The 24,466-nt window shown below is 61.5% G+C and carries 18 protein-coding genes and 1 tRNA gene; 13 read left to right on the top strand and 6 right to left on the bottom strand.

All coding sequences use genetic code 11. The features are described from left to right. Positions 1-2: 2 nt before the first annotated feature. Positions 3-1,115, bottom strand: a complete 1,113-nt coding sequence (locus IPM49_12825; protein ID MBK9275404.1) for a M48 family metallopeptidase — start codon at positions 1,113-1,115, stop codon at positions 3-5. Continuing rightward, positions 1,112-2,074, bottom strand: coding sequence for a DUF898 domain-containing protein (locus IPM49_12820; protein ID MBK9275403.1), 963 nt, complete (start codon positions 2,072-2,074; stop codon positions 1,112-1,114). Before IPM49_12820 ends, IPM49_12825 begins: the two co-directional genes overlap by 4 nt. Before the next feature lie 340 nt (positions 2,075-2,414). Between IPM49_12820 and IPM49_12815 the strand changes: the two genes are divergently transcribed. From IPM49_12815 to IPM49_12800, 4 genes are all read left to right on the top strand, one after another. Next, positions 2,415-6,812 (top strand): T9SS type A sorting domain-containing protein, encoded by a 4,398-nt coding sequence (locus IPM49_12815; GenBank protein ID MBK9275402.1) that lies wholly within the window; start codon positions 2,415-2,417, stop codon positions 6,810-6,812. A gap of 269 nt (positions 6,813-7,081) precedes the next feature. Further along, positions 7,082-8,356, top strand: a complete 1,275-nt coding sequence (locus tag IPM49_12810) for a T9SS type A sorting domain-containing protein (protein ID MBK9275401.1) — start codon at positions 7,082-7,084, stop codon at positions 8,354-8,356. Further along, positions 8,353-8,688, top strand: a complete 336-nt coding sequence (locus IPM49_12805) for a T9SS type A sorting domain-containing protein (protein ID MBK9275400.1) — start codon at positions 8,353-8,355, stop codon at positions 8,686-8,688. The genes IPM49_12810 and IPM49_12805 overlap by 4 nt, the downstream gene beginning before the upstream one ends. Before the next feature lie 2 nt (positions 8,689-8,690). Further along, the gene (locus IPM49_12800; GenBank protein MBK9275399.1) at positions 8,691-9,458 is read left to right on the top strand and encodes a hypothetical protein; all 768 of its coding nucleotides are present in this window, start codon (positions 8,691-8,693) and stop codon (positions 9,456-9,458) included. Positions 9,459-9,511: 53 nt separating this feature from the next. Here IPM49_12800 and IPM49_12795 read toward each other — a convergent pair whose 3' ends face one another. Then, the gene (locus IPM49_12795; GenBank protein ID MBK9275398.1) at positions 9,512-10,582 is read right to left on the bottom strand and encodes an IS3 family transposase; all 1,071 of its coding nucleotides are present in this window, start codon (positions 10,580-10,582) and stop codon (positions 9,512-9,514) included. A gap of 139 nt (positions 10,583-10,721) precedes the next feature. On the opposite strand from IPM49_12795, the gene IPM49_12790 reads away from it, so the two are divergent. Genes IPM49_12790 through IPM49_12760 form a run of 7 tightly spaced genes read left to right on the top strand, consistent with a single transcriptional unit; the run spans position 10,722 to position 17,354 of the window. Beyond that, positions 10,722-11,501: a T9SS type A sorting domain-containing protein gene (locus tag IPM49_12790; protein MBK9275397.1), complete on the top strand. Its 780-nt coding sequence runs from the start codon at positions 10,722-10,724 to the stop codon at positions 11,499-11,501. After that, a complete protein-coding gene (locus IPM49_12785; GenBank protein MBK9275396.1) occupies positions 11,498-11,923 on the top strand; it encodes a T9SS type A sorting domain-containing protein in 426 nt (141 codons plus the stop codon). Before IPM49_12790 ends, IPM49_12785 begins: the two co-directional genes overlap by 4 nt. A 3-nt stretch (positions 11,924-11,926) precedes the next feature. After that, a complete protein-coding gene (locus tag IPM49_12780; protein MBK9275395.1) occupies positions 11,927-13,471 on the top strand; it encodes a T9SS type A sorting domain-containing protein in 1,545 nt (514 codons plus the stop codon). Next, entirely contained in the window at positions 13,468-13,803 is a 336-nt protein-coding gene (locus IPM49_12775) for a T9SS type A sorting domain-containing protein (GenBank protein MBK9275394.1), read from the top strand. The genes IPM49_12780 and IPM49_12775 overlap by 4 nt, the downstream gene beginning before the upstream one ends. Positions 13,804-13,812: 9 nt before the next feature. Further along, positions 13,813-15,366: a T9SS type A sorting domain-containing protein gene (locus IPM49_12770; protein ID MBK9275393.1), complete on the top strand. Its 1,554-nt coding sequence runs from the start codon at positions 13,813-13,815 to the stop codon at positions 15,364-15,366. Continuing rightward, positions 15,333-15,791 (top strand): T9SS type A sorting domain-containing protein, encoded by a 459-nt coding sequence (locus IPM49_12765; protein ID MBK9275392.1) that lies wholly within the window; start codon positions 15,333-15,335, stop codon positions 15,789-15,791. Before IPM49_12770 ends, IPM49_12765 begins: the two co-directional genes overlap by 34 nt. A gap of 3 nt (positions 15,792-15,794) precedes the next feature. Continuing rightward, entirely contained in the window at positions 15,795-17,354 is a 1,560-nt protein-coding gene (locus tag IPM49_12760) for a T9SS type A sorting domain-containing protein (GenBank protein MBK9275391.1), read from the top strand. 205 nt (positions 17,355-17,559) lie between these two features. On the opposite strand, the gene IPM49_12755 is transcribed toward IPM49_12760, so the two are convergent. Continuing rightward, positions 17,560-17,632 (bottom strand) — tRNA-Gln (locus tag IPM49_12755). 247 nt (positions 17,633-17,879) lie between these two features. Between IPM49_12755 and IPM49_12750 the strand changes: the two genes are divergently transcribed. Beyond that, positions 17,880-21,257, top strand: coding sequence for a DUF2723 domain-containing protein (locus tag IPM49_12750; GenBank protein ID MBK9275390.1), 3,378 nt, complete (start codon positions 17,880-17,882; stop codon positions 21,255-21,257). 44 nt (positions 21,258-21,301) lie between these two features. Then, positions 21,302-21,874 carry a polysaccharide deacetylase family protein gene (locus IPM49_12745; protein MBK9275389.1) on the top strand — a complete coding sequence of 191 codons (573 nt, stop codon included), beginning with the start codon at positions 21,302-21,304 and terminating at the stop codon, positions 21,872-21,874. Here the strand turns inward: IPM49_12745 and IPM49_12740 are convergent. Together IPM49_12740 and IPM49_12735 are read right to left on the bottom strand one after the other, a co-directional pair. Continuing rightward, the gene (locus IPM49_12740) at positions 21,850-22,263 is read right to left on the bottom strand and encodes a rhodanese-like domain-containing protein (protein ID MBK9275388.1); all 414 of its coding nucleotides are present in this window, start codon (positions 22,261-22,263) and stop codon (positions 21,850-21,852) included. The genes IPM49_12745 and IPM49_12740 overlap by 25 nt on opposite strands. Positions 22,264-22,265: 2 nt before the next feature. Continuing rightward, a complete protein-coding gene (locus tag IPM49_12735; GenBank protein ID MBK9275387.1) occupies positions 22,266-24,464 on the bottom strand; it encodes a PD40 domain-containing protein in 2,199 nt (732 codons plus the stop codon). Positions 24,465-24,466: the final 2 nt, after the last annotated feature.

The following is a 24,466-nucleotide window of genomic DNA, read 5'->3' as shown; positions in this document are numbered from 1 at the left end:
GCCTACTCCGCCACCACCTCCTCCGAGACCACTTCCTCCTCCTCCTCCCGCAGCGCCTGGAACAGCCCGTCCAGCGGGGGCCGCGCGACAGCAGGTGTCCCCAGCTTCGCCGCCAGGCGCTCGGCCTCGGCCACCCGTTCAGCGGTGAGCGGATGGCTGCTGAGGAACTCCATGGCCGCCGGCATGTCCACAGCCTCCTCCTGCAACAGCTTCAGCAGGTCCACCATGCCATGGGGGTCCACGCCCCGGGCGTGCATTCGCTCCATGCCATGGCGGTCGGCATCCGTCTCCAGTCCGCGCGAGTACGACAGGTTGCGCACATTGTCCGCATGCTCGGCCACCACGGCCGCGATGGCGCTGGCATCGCCGATGATGAGGCTGAGGAAGACGTAGCTCGCCAGCTGCCGCATCAGCATGCGCGTGCTGTGGCGCTCCTGCACGTGCGTGCCTTCGTGCGCGAGCAGCGCAGCCAGCTCCTCGGGCCGGTCCATGCGCTCCAGGATGCCGGTGAACACCACGATGTGCCCGCCGGGCAGGGCGAAGGCGTTCACCTGTTCGTCGTCCACCACGTGGAAGGTGAGCGGGTGGTCCGGGCTGAACTGCAGGGCCTCGCCGAAGCGCTGCAGGGTGCGGCTGCGCGCGGTGTCCTCGTCCAGCGAGCGCACCATGGTGCCCCAGGCGGCCTCGCCCAGCTGCCGGTCCACCGTGCGCGGCATCAGCATGGCCACCCCCTCGGCGGCCCACGGCAGCAGCCACACGTAGCTGGCCACCAGCAGCACCGCCACGCCCAGGAAGAAGAGCATTGGACCGCTGCGCGCCAGGCCCAGCATGCGGTCGTACACGCCCTGGCGGCCGGTGTACCGCATGCGCAGCACGAAGCTCCTGATGAAGAGCGGATCGCGCACGATCAGCACCCGCCGCGGGAACTCGCCGAAGGTGATGCGCAGCGTGTCGCGCGTGCGCTCCCACTGCATGCCGGCGTGCTCCAGCGGCCAGGTGAAGCGCTCGCCGCCGTGCTCCACCACCAGCGCGTTCGGCTCGCGCACGCTCACGCGGGCCTCCAGTGGCCTGCTGCTCACGCCGTCGTACAGGACGGCCTCCACCCCGTCGTTCACAGGAAGATGCCGATGTCCATCAGGTCGCCCAGCTCCTCGGCCAGCGCGCCCTTGTGCTCCTGTTCGGTCTGCGCCACGTTGTTGAGGTCGGCATCGCCCACCAGGGTGATGTTCGCCAGGATGTAGCGCATGGTGCGCACCTCGGCCCACGCGTAGCCGATGCCCAGGGTGAAGATCACCAGCAGCACGTTGGTGATGATCAGCCCGAAGAAGCCGCCCCCGGTGGCCGTGCCCTTGAACTGCAGGCGCTTCCCATCGGTGAAGGTCCAGCTCAGGTGGTCCACGTAGTAGTGGAACATGTCCTTCTGCCACCAGAAGCCGTAGATGCCCAGGGTGAACAGGGTGAGGAAGTAGCCCTTCAGGTTCATCAGGAAGAAGTCGAGGCCATCGCCCTTGTAGGCGAACTGCGAGCTGCCCCAGCGCACATGGCTCATCACGTAGTTGCGCAGGTTGATGGTGAACCAGCTGCCGTAGATGCCCAGGGTGACGAGCGTGAGCAGGCCGTCGCGCAGGCAGATGCGGTAGAGCTCGTTGCGATCGCCCCGGTAACCGAAGTGGATGCCGCGCCAGCTGCTACGGCTCATGCGGTAGCGGTAGGTGCCGTGGATGATGAGCGGCAGCAGCAGCAACAGGCCGCCGAAGAGCACCAGGAAGCCCAGCACGCTGGCCCAGGCCTCCTGCAGCATGGCCAGCCCGAAGAAGGCCCCATAGAGCAGCGCCAGCAGCCCAACCGCCTTGATGAAGCCGATGAACATCTCGCGCCCCGTGCCGTGGAAGTGGAAGGGATGATCGTCCAGCTCGGTGTGCTCATAGTAGTACTTGAGGCGGCGCACCTTGGCCCACGGGTAGTACAGGCCCAGGGTGACCATGGTGAGCAGCCAGTTGACGATGAGCACCGCGAAGAGGTCGCCGCCCTGACCCTTGAAGGCCAGGCGGCGTTGTGGCGTGAGGAGTTCCATGCGCAGGGGTTGGTGCTCGAAGGTAGAGGACGGCCGCGGATCGTCAAGGAGAGGCGCATTGGGGCGTAGGGGCCGTCCGCACTCGCCTCCGGTCGACGCCGACACGGCAGACGCGTATATCATAGATGAAGATAGGCGCACCCATCGTTCGTCGATCACCCGGCAGCACTATCTTCGATCGACCTAGCTGCGAATTACGTTCCCTCTCCTTCACCGATCCTCAACGCCATGATCCCTACTGGAGCCCACACCGTTCGCCTGCAACCAGGCTGGTTTTGCCGTGTATTGAACACGTTATTCACAAGGGGGGGTAGTTCTCTTCCTGTTCATAGGCGCTGAGGTGCCAGCCCAGTTGCCCGGGGTGCAATGGCAGCGCATCAAAGCGCTGACCGAACGACCGGAAGGCACGTTGTACTCGTACATCACCAACTCAACCCCGGTGAGCTACAATCCCATGTCCGTGCCCCTGAGCACGAGCGTGGATCCCGAAGACTCGGGGGTGGACTGGTTCAACGACGTTTGCCTTGTGCGTGATGCGAACGGCGAGCACATCGGCTATGCCGTAGCCGGATATTCCTATATCCCCAACTGGGGGTTCACGAACGCCCACTGCGAGTCGTTCAGCGTGTCGGGCGATCCGTACGTGCCGATCTTGGAGACCAAGGAGAGGCGGTTGGGCATGATCACCGGCACGGTGGCCTACTTCGATCTGGACGGCAACCCCCAGTGGCACCATACCTTCATGGGCGGTTTGTTCCAAGGCATCATTCAGGACCGGAACGGTGACCTCGTTGTCACCGGCTATGGGTTGAGCATCGCTCCGTGGCCCAATACGCCCTGGGCCCAACAGCCCATTTACTACAACCCCACCACCGGGCAGCCGCTGGTGGACCTGGGCGATCCGAACATCCCGTGCGATGCCCAAGCGGGCAAGATGGCCGTGCTGAAGATCGATCTGACCAATGGCCATGTGCTTTGGAACCATGCCTATGGGAGCAACGATGACCCCTCGCTGGCCCGCAACGGTCGCACATACGGCTACTCGTTGGTAGAGACCGATCCCGACGGGGATGGTGGCTATCGCGTGGTCGGCTACCGGCGTGCCGGCTCGAGCGATCCGGCCTTGGCACAACGGCCCTTCATGGTGGACCTGGACGCCAACGGCATGCTCAACTGGAAAGTCATCATGGACGAAGCGTACCTCAGCGCGTTGTGGCCGGACGCCAATTGGCTGGAGAGCCAAGCGTTCCATATCACTCGGCATCCTGACCCGGCACAGGACAAATACGCGGTCACCGGCATGCGGTGGCAGTTCGCCGCGGGAACACCCATTGGTTTCACTGCATTCCTGCTGTACTTCGATGGTAGTGGGCAAACACCGACCTGGTTCGAGGATACCGGTGTGGACGCCACCGAATATGCGCTGACGTCCAACTCCAATTGCAGTGCGAACCGGGTCCAGTTCGCTGTGGACGTTCAGAACACCAGCATCATCTGGCCGGTCCTGACAGACTTCACCGCAGGCTATGGCGCGCAGCCCGATCACCAAGCCACGGGCCGGGTGTATCGCATAGACCTGAACGGCGACCAGCTTTGGGCGGCTCCGGCGGACCTCGGCCCCATGCGCGGTTATGACATTCTGTTGGCCGCACGGCAACGCGCCAACGGCCATGTGATCATCTCCAGTACCAAAAGCACCCAGAGCACCGCGCCCTTGCAGTGGTCCGCCTTGAGCCAGGACATCCAGAACTGCCTGACCAACACGTATACCATCGACCACGACAACGACCCGAACACGCCGGACCAGTTCGACTGGCCCACGGCGGGCCTCTCCGACTGGGGCCATTGGCTCAGCGACAGCTACATGGCCGAATTGGACCTCGCCGACGGCAGCGTGAACTGGGAGGGCACCTGGGACGCGGATGCGGTGATGGGCGTAACGCCCCTTTGTGACCCCGATAACCTCCGACAGCGGCAGTGCAGCTTCCAGGTGGTGGAGGCCGATGATGGTGGCCTGGTGGTGTGCGGGAATACCGGCCACACCTGGGAGGATGGCTACCTGATCAAGTTCCACGGCTGCGAAAGCGACCCGGCCCTGTACGCCGCGTTCCACGCCCTGTATCCCTACGATCCAAGCAACGTCTACACCCTCACCGCGACCAGCACCACCTGGAGCAGCAGCATGAACGTGCGCGGCAGTATCGTGATCCCTGCCGGCAAGACGCTCACCATCAACAACGGCGCCACTATCAGCTTCGCGGACAGCCGCCGCGTGGGCTACACGACCAACATCGTGGTGCAGCCGGGCGGCAAACTGGTGGTGGTGCAGGGCGCTACGCTCACCAACATCGGCCCCTGCGGCGATGGCATGTGGGATGGCATCATGGCCTTGGGCAACACCAACCTGCCGCAGAGCCCAGGCAATCAAGCCACTGTGGAACTAGCCACCGGGGCCACCATCAAGAACGCCTTTGTTGGGGTGTTGGCCGGGAATGCGGACATCAACGACCCCATCGGCAGCACAGCCACCCAGCGCGGTGCCCGGGTGATCTGCACCAATGCCATCTTCGAGAACAACATCCATGATGTGGTCCTCAGGCCCTACTCCTGCGGCAGCGGCGGCGGCTGCGCGAATGACTTCACGGTGACCAAGTTCTGGGAGTGCGATTTCCTCACCACCGGGCCGCTCAACTATTCCGACAAGACCCCCAAGGTGCATCTCTACGTGAGCAACTACCCTCGCACCTGGGTGAGGGGGGGTGTGTTCGAGAACAGCAACCCCAACATCAGCGCGAACAATGTGGCGGCATGGGGCGTCGGCATTGAGAGCATCAACACGGACCTGCGGGTCGTGGATCAGAACCAAGGGGCACCAGCCATGCCCCGCACACCCAGCTTTGAAACGCTACAGGCCGGTTGCCTATCGGCGAATGGCAATGGCAAACCCGTGTTCGTCTTCAACACTTATTTCGGTGGGTGTGGGCATGGACTTGGTATCTGGTCCTCGGCCAATGCACGGGTGACCGGTTGTGAATTCAAAGAGCCGGACCTGGACATGATCGGTCAGGGTTTCGGTGCCCCGGTCTATGGGAGTTACCTGGAGGGCACCAGCTCGATCACATTCGAGGACAACTACTTCAGTACAGTACCCGCCAACAACGACCATGCCTGCGTGGGCAGCACCTTCAAGGACATCGGAAATGTGAGCAATACGTTTGCGAACAACCGCTATGATGCCTTCGATTGCCAGAGTTGCGTTGGCATCGAAAGCGCCGGTACGACCATCCAGGGCCTGAACGATGGTCTGCAGTTCCGATGCAACCAATACGGCAGTCTGGCAAACAACGCCTTCGACATCGCCTTCACCGGTGGGAATGTCACCGTATCTCCGCAGCAAGGCGCAACATTCCCTGTACCCGACCCTGCAGGGAACACCTTCGCCCTGAACTGCACCGGCGAACAGCATTTCTACAACGATGGCGGCCCTACAGGCATCAACATCTTCACCTACCACCACCATGCGCCAGATCCAAACGTGGAGGTGGTTCCAACGTGTATGTCATTTCCACTGAGCTCCTCGATCAACAGTAACACCGGTGAACCCTACAATGGATGTGCAGGTCCCCAAAACCTGATGATGGCTTCGGCGGGTGATCAATTCGCAGCCGCAGCCAACGCAGCCGGTGAATACACCCTGCTGAAAGCGGTGTACGACGATTGGTCCGATGGAGGCGACCCGGAAGGCTTGCAAGGGTTCGTGACCGATCCGGGGAACGGCAGCTACGCCATCCGCAACCAATTGATGTTGGTGGCCCCCAAAGTGAGCGATGAGGTGTGGAAGGAGGTCTTCAACCGGATCGGGGACATGAACCCCTGGCACCTCGCACAAGCCCTGATCGCCAACAGCCCCTTGGAGCCGCCCGTAAGGGCTATGCTGGAGAACAGCGCGCTGATGCCCAACTACAAGCAATTGGTGGCGAGCGAACAGGGCGGCATGAGCATGCAGATGATCAAGCAGAGCGAACTGAGCTACTGGCGGCTGCAGCAGACTCGCGCATTGCAGGCATACACCAGCCAAGCTTATGAAGAGGCGCCTACGGTCACCTTTGCTGAGGCTATCGCTCTGCACCAGCAGTACCCGGTAGAAGGCAGTGCCGAACAGATCATGCTCCTGCACCTGGCCAACAACGACCTGGCCAGCGCCCGCGCCTGTGTCAACGCTACATTGGCCGTCGATCACGCCGCCTGGTGGGAGGTGCAGGACCTTTACCTGTACCAACTGGAGAATGGCCTCGATATGGAGGCTCTGGATCCCGGGCTGGAAGCGCAGTTGAGCGCGATCGCAACGGGTAGCGGGCCTGGTACCAGCGCCGCGAATGCCTGGTTGGCCGCTGCGAACGGCATACAGCCCGAAGCCAACGTAGAGCTTCCCAACATGAACCGATCGCTACAGCTATTGCCACAAGCAGTAGCGCAGATGACCGAGCCGGAATACTTGGAAGTATTCCCCAACCCCAGCCAAGGGGAGACCTACCTCACCTACACGCTGCCCGAAGGGATGGACGTTGCCGAAGTGGAAGTGTTCGATGCCACTGGGCGGATGATCTGGCAGCAGGTGACCGGCCAGATCAGCGGCATTGTACGAATACCCATTGCACTGCGTGCCGGCTTGTACCAAGGTGTCCTCCGGAGCAATGGCTCATTGGTCGGTTCGACCAAGTTCACTGTGGTACACTAATGTGCTCAGCCATGGTCCGTGCGGGCTTTGTGCTTGCACTGCATGGGAGCATCTGCTCCCATGCAGTGGCACAGGGCTTCCACCTGCGCCTTGACACCATTGGCCCCGGCTGGGCGCAAACTGGCAGGGCCATCCTTGAGATGGACAATGGGGATTTTACGATCTCAAGCAATGGTGCTTGGATACACGACTCCCTTTACTGGAGTTCCACTACTAGCTTGATCATTCTGAACAGCGTAGGGGGTTACGTCTCTGTCTCAAACATAGACGTGCCCGATAAACTGACCTACAATGGGCGAAGTCGATCAATGGTGCAATTGAGTGATGGCCGTTTCGTGATCGGCGGGAATGCGGTGGACACGAGTTTGGTCGGCCTACCGGCCTTGTACTGGTTCGATGTCTATGGACAGGCACTTTCCTACGCTGAGATAGCCACCTTACCGCAATACATCGTCAGGCAGATGAACAAGGCCCACGACGATGGGTTCATGCTGGTCGGCGATGTTCGAGTTGGCCCGGACATTCAAGCCTTCTTGCTGAAGACGGACAGCGCCGGCCAACTGGAATGGTCGCAACTGTTCGGTACCACTACCTACGACGATTACTTCTGGAGCATCGAACGTGCACCCGACGGCACCTACTACATCGGCGGGGTAAAGGGGGTGGGCAACAACTCCTGGGATCCCTGGCTGCTCCGTGTGGACAGTTTGGGCAATGAGATCTGGTCCTTCACCAACGGTACCCCTTTCGATGATCTTGGACAGGCTCACCTGGTCACCTTGCCAGATGGCAACTTTGTATACGGCAGTGGCGAACCTACGGGTAACGGCACGGATCAACGTCCGCAGCTGGTCAAAGTGGATACTGCCGGTACCATACTGTGGTCGAAGACCTACGACGTGGCTACCCATGGCGCTAGCATCTTGGGTGTCAAATACGTCCAGCCAAGCGGCGACCTGATCGCGTGCGGCACCAGCGTGCCGATCACGCCTTACATCGATGGCTTCTTGCTGCGTACCAACAGCCAGGGCGACAGCCTTTGGCTCCGCCACTACTGGTACACGGACAGCATCATGAACGACGGCACTGGACTGTTCTTCGATGTGACCCCGACCAGTGATGGCGGCTTCATCGCGGTTGGCACCATGCTGGGCAGCATCGCTGGCAACGACCCACCCGGTGCCTCGCAGGATGTGTGGGTACTGAAAGTGGATAGCATGGGCTGTGTGCATCCCGGCTGCCACATCATCACCGGAATAGAAAGTCAAGTGACCAACCTGAAGGATGCCTTGCGCGTGTGGCCCAACCCGGTCGCCAGTGGCGGCAATGTCACCGTAGAGATCACTCTACCCGAGGGCCTGCGTCAGCAGCCGCTCCGCCTCAGCCTCATCAGCGCCGATGGAAAGTTGGTCCGCGAAGAACAGCTCCCTGCATTTCTTTCCAGGTACAGCTTTCCAATTTCAGCTTACCACTCCGGCCTCTACATGCTCCACCTCAGCACACCGGATACTTGGTTGAGCGGGACTAAGTTGATGATAGAATGAGAACTGAAAAATTGCTCCTGTCTTCCGACGGCACGAAAATGTTCCTTGGCGGAAAGGGTGCAAGCACTGCGTCCCTGCCGGAACTACCGGGCGTTTACCCCAACCCCAGCAAAGGGGAGGTGTATGTGACTTATTCCCTACCTGAAGGGGCAGAACAAGGCCAATTGGAAGTGCGCGACCTGCTGGGTAGGATCTTGCACACTGAAAGGCTGGCACAAGGCGGCGGCATCGTGGACCTCTCCCATTTGCGCACCCCGCCAGGTACGCTGGCATTGATCCTTTATGCGGATGGCATCCGCATGGCCACCACCAAACTGATCGTGGTGCGTTGACAATGGTTGCGGTACGCATCCTGCTCTTCTGGCTGGCTCTGGGGTCCACCGTTTGGTGGACCCCGGTGCTGGCTCAAGGTTTCAATAAGCGCTATGACCCTATCGTACCGGGTAATGCTCAATTCGCATGGGGATTGGAGCTCCTGGACAACGGCAACATCCTGGTGGTGCATAATCAACTCCCATGGATCGATTCATTGTTCTACAATTCGCGCACAGGCTCGTTGGTCGTGAACGGCACATCAGGTGCGAGCCTATCCGATGAGATCCTCCACACGCCTCTTGTTGATGCATTCCCGGGCTGGTCCAACCCCACAGACAAGCTTCCAGATGGCTCGTTCATTGGAGGTGGCGCAACTACTGATACCACGGATCTCCACCGCATCTTGCTTTATCGCTTCGATGCCAATGGCAACCCATCGGGATACATTGAGATACAACCCTCGCCTTCCGATTGGATCGCCTATCAATGCAAGCGAGACCGTGATGGTGGCATTGTTTTGACCGGCGTCACAGATGCCACCGGCTTCCAAGACATCTTTCTGCTGAAGACCGACAGCGTGGGCAATGTGCAATGGTGGCAGACCTATGGCCACCCTACACGCGCGGACTATGCCACTTCAGTGGACATACTTCCAGATGGTGGTTATTGCATCGGAGGTGAGTACCCACTGACATTGAACAATGTGGTTCAATGGGTGATCCGGACCGATAGTCTAGGGAACTTGATCTGGCAGCAACCTCGAGGACTGCCTGTTGAGACCTTGTAAGCTTCCCCTGAAGTCGGGCCAGCGATAACTGGAGGTCTCAGGGGCATTTGTTGTTAGGGATGGATGAGCACAGGTGGCCGGTAACCGAGTGCTTTGTGAGGCCGAAGATGGTTGTAGTCGTACATCCACTCGGTGGTGCGCAAGCGCACTTCTTCGAGTGTGCGGAAGACGTAGGCGCCGAGGAGCTCACGGCGTATGCTGCCATTGAGACGCTCCACGTAAGCGTTCTGGGTGGGCTTGCCGGGCTGGATGTAGGTGAGGGTGATCTTGTGCTCTCGGCACCAGTGGTCAAGCTTGGCACTGATGAACTCCGGCCCGTTGTCCACGCGGATCATGGCCGGCAGTGAGCGTTGTTCCTTCAGGCGTTCAAGCACGCGGATCACACGCAAGGCAGGCAAAGAAGTGTCCACTTCCATGGCCAGCACTTCGCGGTTGTAGTCGTCCAGGACGTTGAGCATGCGGTAGGTGCGGCCATCCCACAAGGTGTCGTGCATGAAGTCGATGCTCCATACCTGGTCGGGGGCCTGTGGCTGGAACAAGGCCTGTTTCACGCGTGCAGGCAGGCGCTTCTTGGTCCGCCGACGGATGTTGAGCCCCATGCCGGTGTACACCCGGTAGACACGTTTGAAGTTCCACACATGACCCATCAAGCGTATGCGGTGATGGCACTGCCACACCCCAATGGCCGGATGCTTGGTCACCAGGTCGTCCAATGCGCCGATCACCATCGTGTCGTCGGGCGGATGCTTGCGGTATTGCGCGGTACTGCGAGCAAGACCCACCATGCGGCACGCTTGCCGCTGGGTGTGTCCATGCTCGGTGATAAGGGCCTGCACGATCTCGCGCTTCTCGTCAGACCCCCACTTCTTTTCCACCACCTGCTTGAGGGAGTCGTGCATCATGCTCAGCTCCGCATACATGCGTTTCAGGCGGCTGTTCTCCTCTTGGAGTTCCTTCACCAGCTTGAGCTGGCTGGCATCCATGCCGCCATACTTCGCCTTCCACTGGTAGAACGTGGCGTTGCTGATGCCGTGTTCCCGACAGATGTCGGCCACCTTGGCACCAGCCTCATGCTGCTTGAGCATCGCGACGATCTGATGCTCGGTGAACTTGGTCTTTCTCATGGCTACGATCGGTTGAAGGTAGCCCCCGACCGGTCAGCCGGTTTTCCCCAGGCCTTTGAAGGGGCCGGGGAAAACCGCCTGACCTCCACTATCACCTGGCCGAACAATGGGGAAGCTTACAACCTCCTTTAACGCAGCGGTGCTCGCTACATCAGATGGTCACATCACATACGCCGCAGGGAAGTATAGTGGTGGCAATGACCAACAGCATTGGCCGAACCTGGTCAAGCTTGATACGGCTGGCAACGAGCTATGGGACGAGACCTATGGCACCGCTTTTTTCGGCACAGGCTTCTTCTCACTTGCAGAAGTACCCGGCAGCCATGACCTGATCGCGTGTGGGCAGCGCTATTACCAGACGATGGGCGGCATACCGTACAGCAAAGGCCTGCTACTGCGCACCAACAGCCAGGGCGACAGCCTCTGGATGCGTGAGTATTTCTACTACGACAGCCTGATGACCGATGGGGAAGGCACCCTGCGCGATGTGCAGCCCACGCCGGATGGCGGCTTCGTGGCCGTGGGTGCGGCCTACGGAAGCATCAGTGGCAACAACCCGCCCGGCCTCAGCCAGGATGTGTGGGTGGTGAAGGTGGACAGCATGGGCTGCATAGAGCCGGGCTGCCACATCATCACGGGCATCACCACGCAGGTCACCAACTTGAAAGATGCGCTCAGCGTATGGCCCAACCCAACCAGAGACCGAGCCACGGTGAAGATCACCCTGCCACAAGGAGGCTCCTTACAGAAGGAATTGCGGCTACATATGGTGAGCACCCAAGGCCAGGAGGTGCTGGCCATCCCGGTGGTACCCGGCGAGAACGTGCTGGATGTGGGTCGCTTGGCCAGTGGACTGTACTACCTTCACTTGACCAATGGCAACACGTGGTTGAGCGGCACGAAACTGATCGTGGAATGAGCACCATGATGATCGACACACAGCGCTACCAAGCCGAGGAACAAGGCGCCATACCTGCCAGCGCATGGCTGGCCGCAGCGCAAAACCAGCGTCCAGCTGCCGAGATGATCCTGCCCGGCAACGGCACGCGCATGTTCATGGGTGGCCGTGCCGCCCTGGCCCCGATGCCACAGCAGTGGCTGGGTGTGTACCCCAACCCCAGCCAGGGAGCGGCCTTCATCACCTACACGTTACCAGAGGGCTTGGGCGCTGCTGAGCTACAGGTATATGATGCCAGAGGAAGGATCATCTGGCAAAGGCGACCGGAGAGCTCGAGCGGTATTACGGAACTTCCATCCGACCTGACCCCAGGACTGTATCAGGTGGTCCTGAGCAGCTCAGGCATGCTTGTCGGCTCTGCGAAGTTCACGGTGATCCGCTAAGCGATGCAGCAGCTTGCTGTGCGCTGGGGCCTTTTCGCACTGCTGATGGGGAGTTTTGCCTCCCGATCACCAGGGCAAGGCTTCCATTTGCGGCTGGATACTATCGGAGCAGGCCTAGGGCAGCTGGGTAGGGCGATCATTCAGTTGGACAATGGGCACTATGCCATTTCCGCCAACGGTGGGTGGATCTATGACTCCCTTTATTGGAGTTCAACCACTAACCTGTTGATTCTGGATGGCAGTGGTGGCTATGTCTCAGTTTCCCACATCGATGTGCCTGATAAGCTAACCTATAATGGACGCAGTCGATCAATGGTACAATTACCCGACGGTAAATTCGTGATCGGAGGAAATTCAGTGGACACGAGCTTGGTTGGTCTTCCATCCTTGTATTGGTTCAATGCGAGCGGCCTTGCAATTACATACGCGGAGATAGAGGCTTTACCACAATACATCGTAAGGCAGATGAACAAAGCCCATGACGATGGCTTCGTTCTGGTCGGTGATGCGCTCATTGGGAATGACATTCAGGCCTTTATCCTGAAGACCGACAGTGCCGGGCAACTGGAGTGGTCGCAACTCTTCGGAACCACTACCTACGACGACTATTTCTGGAGCGTCGAACCCGCACCGGAAGGCACCTATTACATCGGCGGCGTGAAAGGGGTGGGCAACAACTCGTGGGACCCCTGGTTGCTGCGGGTGGACAGCCTTGGGAATGAGATCTGGTCCTTTACCAATGGCACTCAGTATCAAGATCTGGGGCAGGCGCATCTATTCGCGCTTTCCGATGGCAGCTTCGTATATGGTAGTGGTAGACCAACTGGCAATGGCACCGATCAAAGGCCGCAACTCGTCAAGGTGGATTGCACCGGCAGCATACTCTGGTCCCAAGAATATGATGTGGCCACACATAGTGCGCTGATCTTGGATGTGCAGGAAATTGTACCGGGTGGAGATCTGATCGCCTGCGGTTATAGCACTCCCATCAACCCGTTCTTCGATGGTTTCCTGTGCCGCACCAATAGCCAAGGCGATAGCCTGTGGTTGCGGCATTATTGGTACACGGACAGCATAATGAACGACGGGATCGGGTACTTCAATGATGTCACCCCAACGTCAGATGGCGGTTTCGCCGCTGTTGGTGTCATGATCCAAAGCATGAGCGGCAATGACCCACCCGGTGCCTCGCAGGATGTCTGGGTCTTGAAGGTGGACAGCCTGGGCTGCGTGGAGCCGGGTTGCGACCTGGTCACCGGCATCACCGCACAGGTCACCAACCTGAAGGATGCCCTGCGCGTGTGGCCCAACCCGGTGGCCGGCGGTGGCAGCGTTACCGTAGTGATCGCCCTGCCGGAGGGCTTGCGCAAGGGAGCGCTGCGCCTCAGCCTCATCAGCGCCGATGGAAAGTTGGTCCGCGAAGAACAGCTCCCTGCATTTCTTTCCAGGTACAGCTTTCCAATTTCAGCTTACCACTCCGGCCTCTACATGCTCCACCTCAGCACACCGGATACTTGGTTGAGCGGGACTAAGTTGATGATAGAATGAGAACTGAAAAATTGCTCCTGTCTTCCGACGGCACGAAAATGTTCCTTGGCGGAAAGGGTGCAAGCAGCGCGACGTTGCCGGAACTATTGGGCGTGTATCCCAATCCGACAAAAGGGGAGGTATATGTGACCTACCAGCTTCCCGAAGGCGCAGAACAAGGCAGATTGGAACTGCGTGATCTATTAGGTAGGCCACTGCTCAACAAGTCACTCTCCGGCTCGGGTGGTATAGTGGATCTTTCCCAGGGACGCTTGTCGCCGGGAACGGTAGTACTGATGCTATACGCGGACGACATCTATGTGGCGCACACCAAGTTGGTAGTACTCCGGTAGAGCATGGCAATGAGCCGTTTCTTCCTGTTAATCTCAACGTTGGGGACCGCGATCTGGTGGTCCCCAGCCTTGGGACAGGGGTTCAACGTGCGCCATGATGCTTTCGGATGGCAATACGCACGCTTCGCATTTTCGGTGGAACAGAACCCTGATGAAGACATCCTGGTGTTCTCCAATGGAGAATACCTTGATACCACTACAAACCTCTACTGGAGTTCCATCGTGGGTATGGAGCGCTTTGGTGACACGGGTCAATTTTTGAGCGAAGACACTCTTTGGAAACCAGCCCGAGCAACCTATGTAGGCTGGTCCAACTGCTCTACGGTGCTTCAAGATGGAAGGATCGTGGTATCAGGCGGCACCTACCAAACGGGCGATACCAATCGTACCGCGTTGTACTGGTTCAGTGAGCAAGGCATGCTGTTGGACCATGTAGAGATCCTGCCGAACTCCCGCTCCTGGATCACTTACCAGCACAAGAACACGCCCGATGGCGGCTTCATCCTTACCGGAGTGACCAGTGCAACAGGCTTCCAGGACATCTTCCTGCTGAAGACCGACAGCCTGGGCAATGTGCAATGGTGGCAAACCTACGGCCACCCGACGCGCGCGGACTATGCCACTTCAGTGGACATACTTCCAGATGGTGGTTATTGCATCGGAGGTGAGTACCCACTGACATTGAACAATGTGGTTCAATGGGTGGTCCGGACCGATAGTCTAGGGAACTTGATCTGGCAGCAACCTCGAGGACTGCCTGTTGAGACCTCCTTTAACGCAGCGGTGCTTACTACCTCAGATGGCAACATCACGTACGCTGCAGGCAAGTACAGTGGTGGTAACGACCAGCAGCATTGGCCCAATCTGGTCAAGCTGGATACGGCAGGAAATGAGCTCTGGGACAAGACGTATGGTGAAGCGGAATTCGGGACAGGTTTTTTTTCGGTCGCCGAAGTACCTGGCTCTTTCGATCTGATCGCCTGCGGTCAGAAATGGTACATGACCATAGGAGGAATACCATACAGGGTCGGCCTGCTGCTGCGCACCAACAGCCAGGGCGACAGCCTGTGGATGCGTGAGTACTTCTACTACGACAGTCTGATGACCGATGGTGCAGGCACCCTGCGCGATGTGCAGCCCACCCCCGATGGCGGCTTCGTAGCCGTGGGTGCGGCCTATGGTAGCATCAGTGGCAACAACCCGCCGGGTCTTAGCCAGGATGTGTGGGTGGTGAACGTGGACAGCATGGGCTGCATAGAGCCGGGCTGCCACATCATCACGGGCATCACCACGCAGGTTACCAACCTGAAAGATGCGCTCAGCGTATGGCCCAACCCAACCAGAGACCGAGCCACGGTGAAGATCACCCTGCCACAAGGAGGCTCCTTACAGAAGGAATTGCGGCTACATATGGTGAGCACCCAAGGCCAGGAGGTGCTGGCCATCCCGGTGGTACCCGGCGAGAACGTGCTGGATGTGGGTCGCTTGGCCAGTGGACTGTACTACCTTCACTTGACCAATGGCAACACGTGGTTGAGCGGCACGAAACTGATCGTGGAATGAGCACCATGATGATCGACACACAGCGCTACCAAGCCGAGGAACAAGGCGCCATACCTGCCAGCGCATGGCTGGCCGCAGCGCAAAACCAGCGTCCAGCTGCCGAGATGATCCTGCCCGGCAACGGCACGCGCATGTTCATGGGTGGCCGTGCCGCCCTGGCCCCGATGCCACAGCAGTGGCTGGGTGTGTACCCCAACCCCAGCAAAGGGGAGGTATATGTGACCTATCAGCTTCCCGAAGGTGCGGAATCCGGTTGGTTGGAGGTGCGAGATGCCCTGGGCCGATTGATCCTCTCCGAAAGGCTCCAGCGAAGCGGAGGTATCGTGGAACTAAGAAAGGACCTGCTCCATGGCGGGCTATATGCGGTGACACTTCGTGCCGATGGCATATTGGTAAGCGGCGCCAGGTTCATCGCATTGCGCTAAGCGATGGACTACCGTTCCATCAGTGTGCTGCTTGTGGCAGTGTTGCACTGGAGCCTCGGCTCCAGTGCAGCAGCACAAACGCTCAATCGCCGGTATGACCCGATCGTTCCGGGCAACGCACAATTTGCTTGGGCGATCGAACAGAATGCCAGTGGCCAGTTCATTGCGGTCTGCAACTCTCCTTGGATCGATTCACTTTTCTATAGCTCGAAATTGATGACCGTGGTGATCGATGACAACGGGAACGAGTTCGCTTCCTACCGGTTGGACACACCACTGAAAGCAGGTTACCCCGGCTGGTCGAACTCTTCCATCGTTCTGCCCGATGGCCGCATAAGTGTTGTTGGAACTACAGTGGACCCCACGGATACAATGCGTACTGCCTTGTACTGGTTCAGTTCCAGTGGCGAGCCTTTGTCTTACATCGAGATCCTACCCAGTGCGATGGAATGGATCACTTACCAGCACAAGAACACGCCCGATGGCGGCTTCATACTCACAGGAGTGACCAGCGCCACCGGCTTCCAGGACATCTTCCTCCTGAAGACCGACAGCTTAGGCAACGTACAGTGGTGGCAAACCTACGGCCACCCGACCCGGTTGGATTATGCCACATCGGTGGACATCCTGGCTGATGGTGGTTATTGCATCGGTGGTGAGTATCCATTGACATTGAACAATGTGGTGCAGTGGGTGGTTCGGACCGATAGTGTAGGGAACTTGATCTGGCAGCAACCTCGAGGACTGCCTGTTGAGACCTCCTTTAACGCAGCGGTGCTTACTACCTCAGACGGCAACATCACGTACGCTGCAGGCAAGTATAGTGGTGGCAATGATCAACAGCATTGGCCGAACCTGGTCAAGCTTGATACGTCTGGGAACGAGCTATGGGACAAGACCTACGGCACCGCCTTTTTCGGCACCGGCTTCTTTGCATTGGCAGAAGTGCCCGGCAGCCATGACCTGATCGCTTGCGGGCAGCGCTACTACCAGACCATGGGCGGCATACCGCACAGCAAGGGCCTGCTGCTGCGCACCAACAGCCAGGGTGACAGCCTGTGGATGCGTGAGTACTTCTACTACGATAGCCTCATGGCCGACGGCGAGGGCACCCTGCGCGATGTGCAACCCACCCCCGATGGCGGCTTCGTGGCCGTGGGTGCGGCCTATGGTAGCGTCAGTGGCAACAACCCGCCCGGCCTCAGTCAAGATGTCTGGGTGCTCAAGGTGGACAGCCTGGGCTGCGTGGAGCCGGGTTGCGACCTGGTCACCGGCATCACCGCACAGGTCACCAACCTGAAGGATGCCCTGCGCGTGTGGCCCAACCCGGTGGCCGGCGGCGGCAGCGTTACCGTAGGGATCGCCCTGCCGGAGGGCTTGCGCAAGGGAGCGCTGCGCCTCAGCCTCATCAGCGCCGATGGCCGGCTGGTGATGGAGGAACCGCTCCCTGCATCGGCGTCCAGTTCCAGCTTTCCGATCTCCGCTCTTCCTGCGGGGCTCTATTTCCTGCACCTCAGCACCCCGGACACCTGGTTGAGTGGAACCAAATTGGTGGTGGAATGAGCTGGTGGGCCTGCCGTCATGCGTGACAGGCAAGGGAGGCCCAACAACACGAAGCCCCGCTCATCGCGGGGCTCCGGACTCAGCGTTGGCCGACCAGGGCTTCCCGCCCTCCGCGGCGCCAACACGCCCCACGCGGGATGAACTTCTCGCCCTGTCCGGCCCAACAACACGAAGCCCCGCTCATCGCGGGGCTCCGGACTCAGAGTTGGCCGACCAGGGCTCGAACCTGGACTCTTCTGAACCAAAATCAGACGTGTTGCCAGTTACACCATCGGCCATCGGTGCACCTGGGCTCCGGGGGTGGGGTTCCGCCAAAGCGCGGCAAAAGTAGGCATTGACGGCCAACCCCGCACAAGGGAACGGTCCGCGGCCCCGGTAGGGGGCCTCAGCGCCCATCCGCCCCACCGTCGCAGCACAACGCACGCCCCCCTCCGGCCACCTTTCGGTACTTTCGCCCTCGCCTTGCCGGAACCCCCTGATCCCGTGGGGGGTAGGCAGGCCAACATCCCCCGGACCTTTCCCCGCATGGACTTCAAGCGCCTCAACATCATCACCGGCTGGCTCATGTTCCTGGTGGCCGCCATCACCTACATCGCCACCATCGAGCCCACCAGCAGCTTCTGGGACTGCGGGGAGTTCATCGCCACGGCCTACAAGCTGGAGGTGGGCCACCCGCCCGGCGCACCCCTGTTCATGATCCTGGCCCGCGCCTTCAGCGCCTTCGTAAGCCCCGAGCAGGTGCCCGTGGCCATCAACGTGATCAGCGCCCTGGCCAGCGCCTTCACCATCCTGTTCCTGTTCTGGAGCATCACCCACATGGCCCACAAGCTGGCCACGCGCGACGGGGAGGCCCTCACCGCCGGACGCACCATCGCCATCCTGGGCAGCGGCCTGGTTGGCAGCCTGGCCTACACGTGGAGCGACAGCTTCTGGTTCAGCGCCGTGGAAGGCGAGGTGTACGCGCTCTCCAGCTTCTTCACCGCCATCGTGTTCTGGGCCATCCTGAAGTGGGAGAGCGAGGCCGACCAGCCCCACAACAAGCGCTGGCTCATCCTCATCGCCTACCTCATGGGCCTCAGCATCGGCGTGCACCTGCTCAACCTGCTGTGCATCCCGGCCATCGCCTTCGTGTACTACTTCAAGAAGCACAAGGTGACCCCGATGGGCGTGCTGTGGACCCTGGTGATCAGCGCGCTGATCCTGGGCGCCATCCAGGCGGTGATCATCCCCGGCCTGGTGAAGACGGCCGGCTGGTTCGAGCTGCGCTTCGTGAACGACATGAGCCTGCCCTTCAACACCGGCAACCTGGTGTACGGCCTGCTGCTGGTGGGCCTCATCGTGTGGGGCCTGCTCTGGAGCCAGCGCCAGGGCCGCGACATCCTCAACACCATCATCCTCGGGGTGTCCGTCATCATCGTGGGCTACAGCACCTATGCCCTCATCGTCATCCGCAGCACCGCCAACCCGCCCATCGACGAGAACAACCCGGAGAACGTCTTCAACCTGCTGAGCTACCTGAACCGCGAGCAGTACGGCGACCGCCCCCTGCTGCTGGGCCAGTTCTGGGACAGCGAGCTCAGCAACGAGCGTGAGGACGGCACCCCGGTGTACACCGCCACCTGGCAGGCCACCAAGGGCGGCCGCCCGGTGAAGCAGTTCTACGACCGCTGGACCGCCCAGCACTGGCTGGAGGCCAACCCCGGCCACGAGATCGACCACGCCTACGTGATCACCGACCCGCGCAAGGGCACCGAACCGGTGTACGACCCGCGCTTCACCATGCTCTTCCCCCGCATGTACAGCAACCAGCGCGGCCATGTGGAGGAGTACAAGTCCTGGAGCCGCTTCAAGGGCACCCCCATCCGCACCACCGACCGCGAAGGCAAGCCCACCATCATCAACAAGCCCACCTTCGGGGAGAACATGCGCTTCTTCGTGGACTACCAGCTCAATTGGATGTACTGGCGCTACTTCATGTGGAACTTCGCCGGCCGCCAGAACGACGTGCAGGGCCACGGCAACATCGTGGACGGCAACTGGCTCACCGGCATCGACCTGATCGACGAGCAGCGCCTGGGCAGCCAGAAGAACCTGCCCGGCAGCATGACCTGGAACAAGGCCTACAACAAGCTGTACCTGCTGCCCCTGCTGCTGGGAGTCATCGGCCTGGTGTACCAGCTGTTCCGCCACCTGCGCGACTGGTCGGTGGTGATGCTGCTGTTCTTCTTCACGGGCATCGCCATCGTGATCTACCTGAACCAGACGCCCCTGCAGCCCCGTGAGCGCGACTATGCCTACGTGGGCAGCTTCTACGCTTTCGCCATCTGGATCGGCCTGGGCGTGTACGCCCTGTTCGATGCGGCCCGCTCGCTCTCGCAGCGCGATCTGGTCTACGCCGTGGGCGGCGGCCTGGGTCTGGGCCTGTTGAAGTTCCTGGTGGAGACGATCAGCGGAGACGACCACGCCGTGAGCTTCTCCATCTTCTACCTCGCGGTGGCCGGTGGCGCTGCGCTCGCGCTCTTCCACCTGCTGGGCAAGGCCACGCGCGGCGAACGGGTGCCCGCCCTGCTGGCCTCGGCCCTGGGCCTGCTGGTGCCCCTGCACATGATGTCGGAGACCTGGGACGACCACGACCGCTCCATCCGCACACCGGCGCGCGACCTGGCCAGCGATTACCTGAACAGCTGCGCCCCCAACGCCATCCTCTTCACCAACGGCGACAACGACACCTTCCCCCTGTGGTACGCCCAGGAGGTGGAGGGCATCCGCACGGACATCCGCATCGTGAACCTGAGCCTGCTGAACACCGACTGGTACATCGATCAGATGCGCCGCCAGGCCTACGAGAGCGCCCCGGTGCCCTTCGGCCTGGCCCCCGAGAAGTACCGCCAGGGCACCCGCGACATCGTGGCGGTGATCCCCAGCCAGAACCAGAAGGGCGTGTACGTGGACGTGAAGGCCGCCATGGACTTCGTGGCCAACGACCGCAACATGCAACCCCTCTTCTCGCGCGGCACCAAGGACGCCTACTTCCCCACCAACAAGTTCCGCATCCCGGTGGACAGCGCCAAGGTGGTGCAGAACGGCACCGTGGCCCTGAAGGATACCGCGCTGATCGTGGACAACGTGGACTGGCAGATCAACAAGCAGGTGCTGCTGAAGAACCAGTTGATGGTGCTCGACCTGCTGGCCAACTTCAACTGGGACCGCCCCATCTACTTCGCCGTCACCACGGGCCCGGACAGCTACCTGAGCCTGCAGAACCACTTCCAGCTGGAGGGCCTCACCTACCGCCTGGTGCCCATCTTCACCAAGAACGACAACCCCAACCTGAGCGGCCGCGTGGGCACCGACGTGATGTTCGACAACGTGATGAACAAGTTCGTGTGGGGCAACATGGACAGCCAGGAGGACATCTACCTGGATGAGAACATCCTGCGCATGACCACCAACCTGCGCCTGCAGCTGAGCAGCCTGGCCGACGCGCTCACCGACGAGGGCCGCAAGGAGGACGCGCTGAAGGTGCTGAACCTCACCATGGAGAAGATGCCCGAGCGCAACGTGCCCTTCGACCGCATCATGCTGCCGGTGATCGAGTCCTTCTACAAGGCCGGCGGCACGGAGAAGGCGAACGAACTGGCCGAGCGGCTCTTCACCATCATGGAGGAGAACCTCGCCTGGTACACCAGCCTGGAGCCGCGCTTCGCCGAGAAGGTGAGCAACGAGATGGCCATCACCCACGCGGTGATGGACCGCATCGTCACCACCGCCAAGGTGATCCACAAGCAGCAGGAGCTGGCCGACCGCCTGCAGCAACGCATGGACGCCGCCGAGGAGGCCTACGAGCAGAAGCTGATGGAGCTGGAGAGCGCCGGGCGCAAGACCAGCAAGATGCGCTTCTGACCGCCGTGGTGACCGCCCGCCCGCCCTGGCCGCTGCGTGCGCTGATGCCGGGGGCGTTGTGGCGCATGCCGGCCCGTGACCGGGTGCTGTACCTCACCTTCGACGACGGGCCCGACCCGCAGCTGACCCCGTGGGTGCTGGACGAACTGGCGGCCGTGGATGCCCGCGCCACCTTCTTCTGCCGGGGCGATCGCGCCACCGCACGCCCGGACCTGGTGGAGCGCATGCGGACCGACGGTCATGCCGTGGGCGGTCACACCTGGGACCACCCCGACGGCTGGCGAACTCCGCAGAGGGCCTTTCTGCGCAACGTGCTGCGCGGCCAGCGCGTGGTGGGCGGCATGCTCTTCCGCCCCCCTTACGGCCGCCTCACACCGGCCCAGCTCCTCGCCCTGCGGCGCCGCCTCCGTGTGGTGATGTGGGATGTGCTCTCGCGCGACTATGACATCCGCTGCACCGCGCAGCAGTGCCTGGACCGTACGCTGCGACTGGCGCGCCCGGGCTCCATCGTCGTGTTCCACGATGCGCCGAAAGCGGCCGACCGGCTGCGCGTGGTGCTACCCGAAGCGCTGAAGCACTGGCGGGATGCGGGCTACCGCTTCGCGTCCCTGGCGTAGGGCACGGTGGGCATGCCCGCCTCCTTCCAGGCGCCCATGCCGCCCACCAGGTCGTACACCTCGGCGAAGCCGAGCTCCTTGAGTTGCTTGCTCGCGCGGTAGCTGCGACCTCCCGCCGCGCAGTAGACGAACACGGGCTTCGTCCTGTCCAGCATGGCCGCAGCGGCGGACTTGAAGCCGCCGGCGTTGAAGTCGATGAAGCGCGCTCCGGCGATCACCCCGGTGGCCCATTCCTCGGGCGTGCGCACATCAAGCACCTGGCCGGCCTTGTCGGCGATGACCTTGGCGAACCGCGCCGGGTCGCACTCCACGCCGGCCTCCTGCGCGTGCAGGGACACCGACATGGACAGGAGGAGCGGCGCGAACAGGAGGCGAATGGAGGTGTGCATGGTCAGGGTCGGATCTCGGTGACGGTGTATTCCACGCGACGGTTCTCGGCATGTTCAGCCTCGGTGCACTGCACCCCGGGCACGCAATGGTTCACCAGGCGCATGCCGCCGTATCCCTTGGCGGTGACGCGGTCCTTCGGAACGCCCTTGGTCACGAGCTGGTCCACGATGGCCTGCGCACGTTTCTGCGTGAGCCTGAGCTGCGCCTCGCCATCACCGCGCGCATCGCCGTGCACCGCCAGCTCCACATGCAGCGCGGGGTTCACCTTGAGCCGTTCGGCCAGCTGGTCCACCTCGGTGCGGGCCACAGGGTCCAGCGACAGGCTCTTGTCATCGGGCCACTTGATGTACTTGAGACGCACCGGTCGGCCCAGCTCCACGGGCTCGAAGCTGAGGTCGAAGGCCGCGTTGAGGTCGATGACGCTGTTGCGGATGCCGATGGAGGAGACCGACACGCTGCGGCTGTAATAGCCCGGCTTCTCGAAGAGCACCTCGAACTCCTCGTTGGCCTGCAGCCTGAAACTGAAGTCGCCCCCCTCGCCGGTCACCTGGCTCTCGGAATAGAAGCTGGTGAGGTTCACGACGCTCACCGTCATGCCCTCGATGAAGCCCAGCCGGTCCTTGTAGCGCACCGCGCCCCGCAACCATACCCCGGCATCGGGCACCAGGTGGATGTCCCGCGCCACGATCTGCTGGTTCTCGATCTGCTCGGTGCTGAGGTGCTGGCTGCCTTCGTAACGGCCCTTCATGCGGGCCACCACGCGGTACTCCTTGTCCTTCTGCACCCCGAACGAGTACTCGCCGCGTGCATCGGTGCTGGTGCTGGCCAGCACCGCGCCGCTCATGTCCTGCAGCTCCACGACCACATCGATCACCGGTGAGCCGCTCTCGTCGTCGATGACCACGCCGGTGCACAGGTAGCGCTGTTCCAGCGGGCTGTGCATCACGAAGGCGTAGATGTCATCGTCGCCCATGCCGCCCGGCCGGTTGCTGCTGAAGTACCCGTGCTTCCCCGTGGCGTCGATGATGAAGGCCAGGTCGTCCTTCGTGCCGTTCAGCGGTGCACCCACGTTGATGGCCGTGGTGAAGCGGTCCCCGTCCGCGGGCGGCGCGGCGAACACATCGAGGCCGCCCAGGCCCGGATGCCCATCGCTGCTGAAGTAGAGCGTGCCATCGGCGGCGATGAAGGGCGTCACCTCGTTGTACGGGGTGTTGATCACCGGGCCGAGGTTCTCCGGCTCGCCCCACTGGCCGCCCAGGTCGCGGCACACGTAGATGTCGCTGCCCCCGAGGCCACCCGGCATGTCGCTAACGAAATAGAGGCGCCGGCCATCGGGGCTCAACGCAGGGTGTCCCACCGAGCACTCGCTGTTGTTGTACAGGAAGGGGTCCACCCCGCCCCATTCGTTGCCCACGCGCCGCGCCCGGTAGATCCCCAGCCGGGTGATGCCGCTGCGGCTCCGCACGCTGCTGTTGCGGGTGAAGTACATGGTGCTGCCGTCGGTGCTGCACACTGCGGGGCCGTCATGCAGGGCACTGTTCACCTTGCCCTCCAGCAGCGTGGGGGGGCCCAGCGTCCCATCGGCCTGGCGGGCCGACCGGTACAGGTCCAGGAAGGGCTGGTCGTTCCAGGCCGCCCGGCGCTGGATGCCGACCTTCTCGTTGCGGCTGCTGGAGAAGATCACCTGGTCGGGGCCGCACCACGTGGCCGCCATGTCCGAGTATGGCGTGTTGATGTTCAACGTCGTGATGGTGAAGCGCTCCTGCTGGTCGGTGAACTTGCGGGCGAAGCTGGTGATGTTGCTGCGCTGGGCCCCGCCCTCCGGAGGGCGCGTGGCCAGGTAGCGGTCCATCCACTCCTCGGCCTGCTCGTACTTGCCATTGCTCTTCAGGGCCTGCGCATAGGCGTACAGATCGCGCGGCTCGCGGTTCAGGAACTTCACCACGATGGCGTACCATCGTTCGGCCTCCTCGGAGTTGCCGAGCTTCATGTTGCACTCGGCAAGGCGCTTGGCCACATGCTCGTTCACCGCGCCCAGGTCCGCAGCCGCGCGGTACTCCTTCTCGGCCAGCGCGTAGGCCAGCTGGGCGAAGTGCTGATCGCCCGCGCGGATGCGCGCGTCCGCGCCCCCTTGGGCCACGGCGCCGACCGGCGGCAGCAGCGGCAGCAGGAGCAGGAGGAGCAGGCGGAGCGGGCGCATCG

This window comes from Flavobacteriales bacterium (assembly GCA_016715895.1).
Lineage (GTDB): Bacteria > Bacteroidota > Bacteroidia > Flavobacteriales_F > PHOS-HE28 > PHOS-HE28.
The sequence above is the reverse complement of the archived record's forward strand: the minus strand, read 5'-3'. Positions and strand labels throughout refer to the sequence as shown.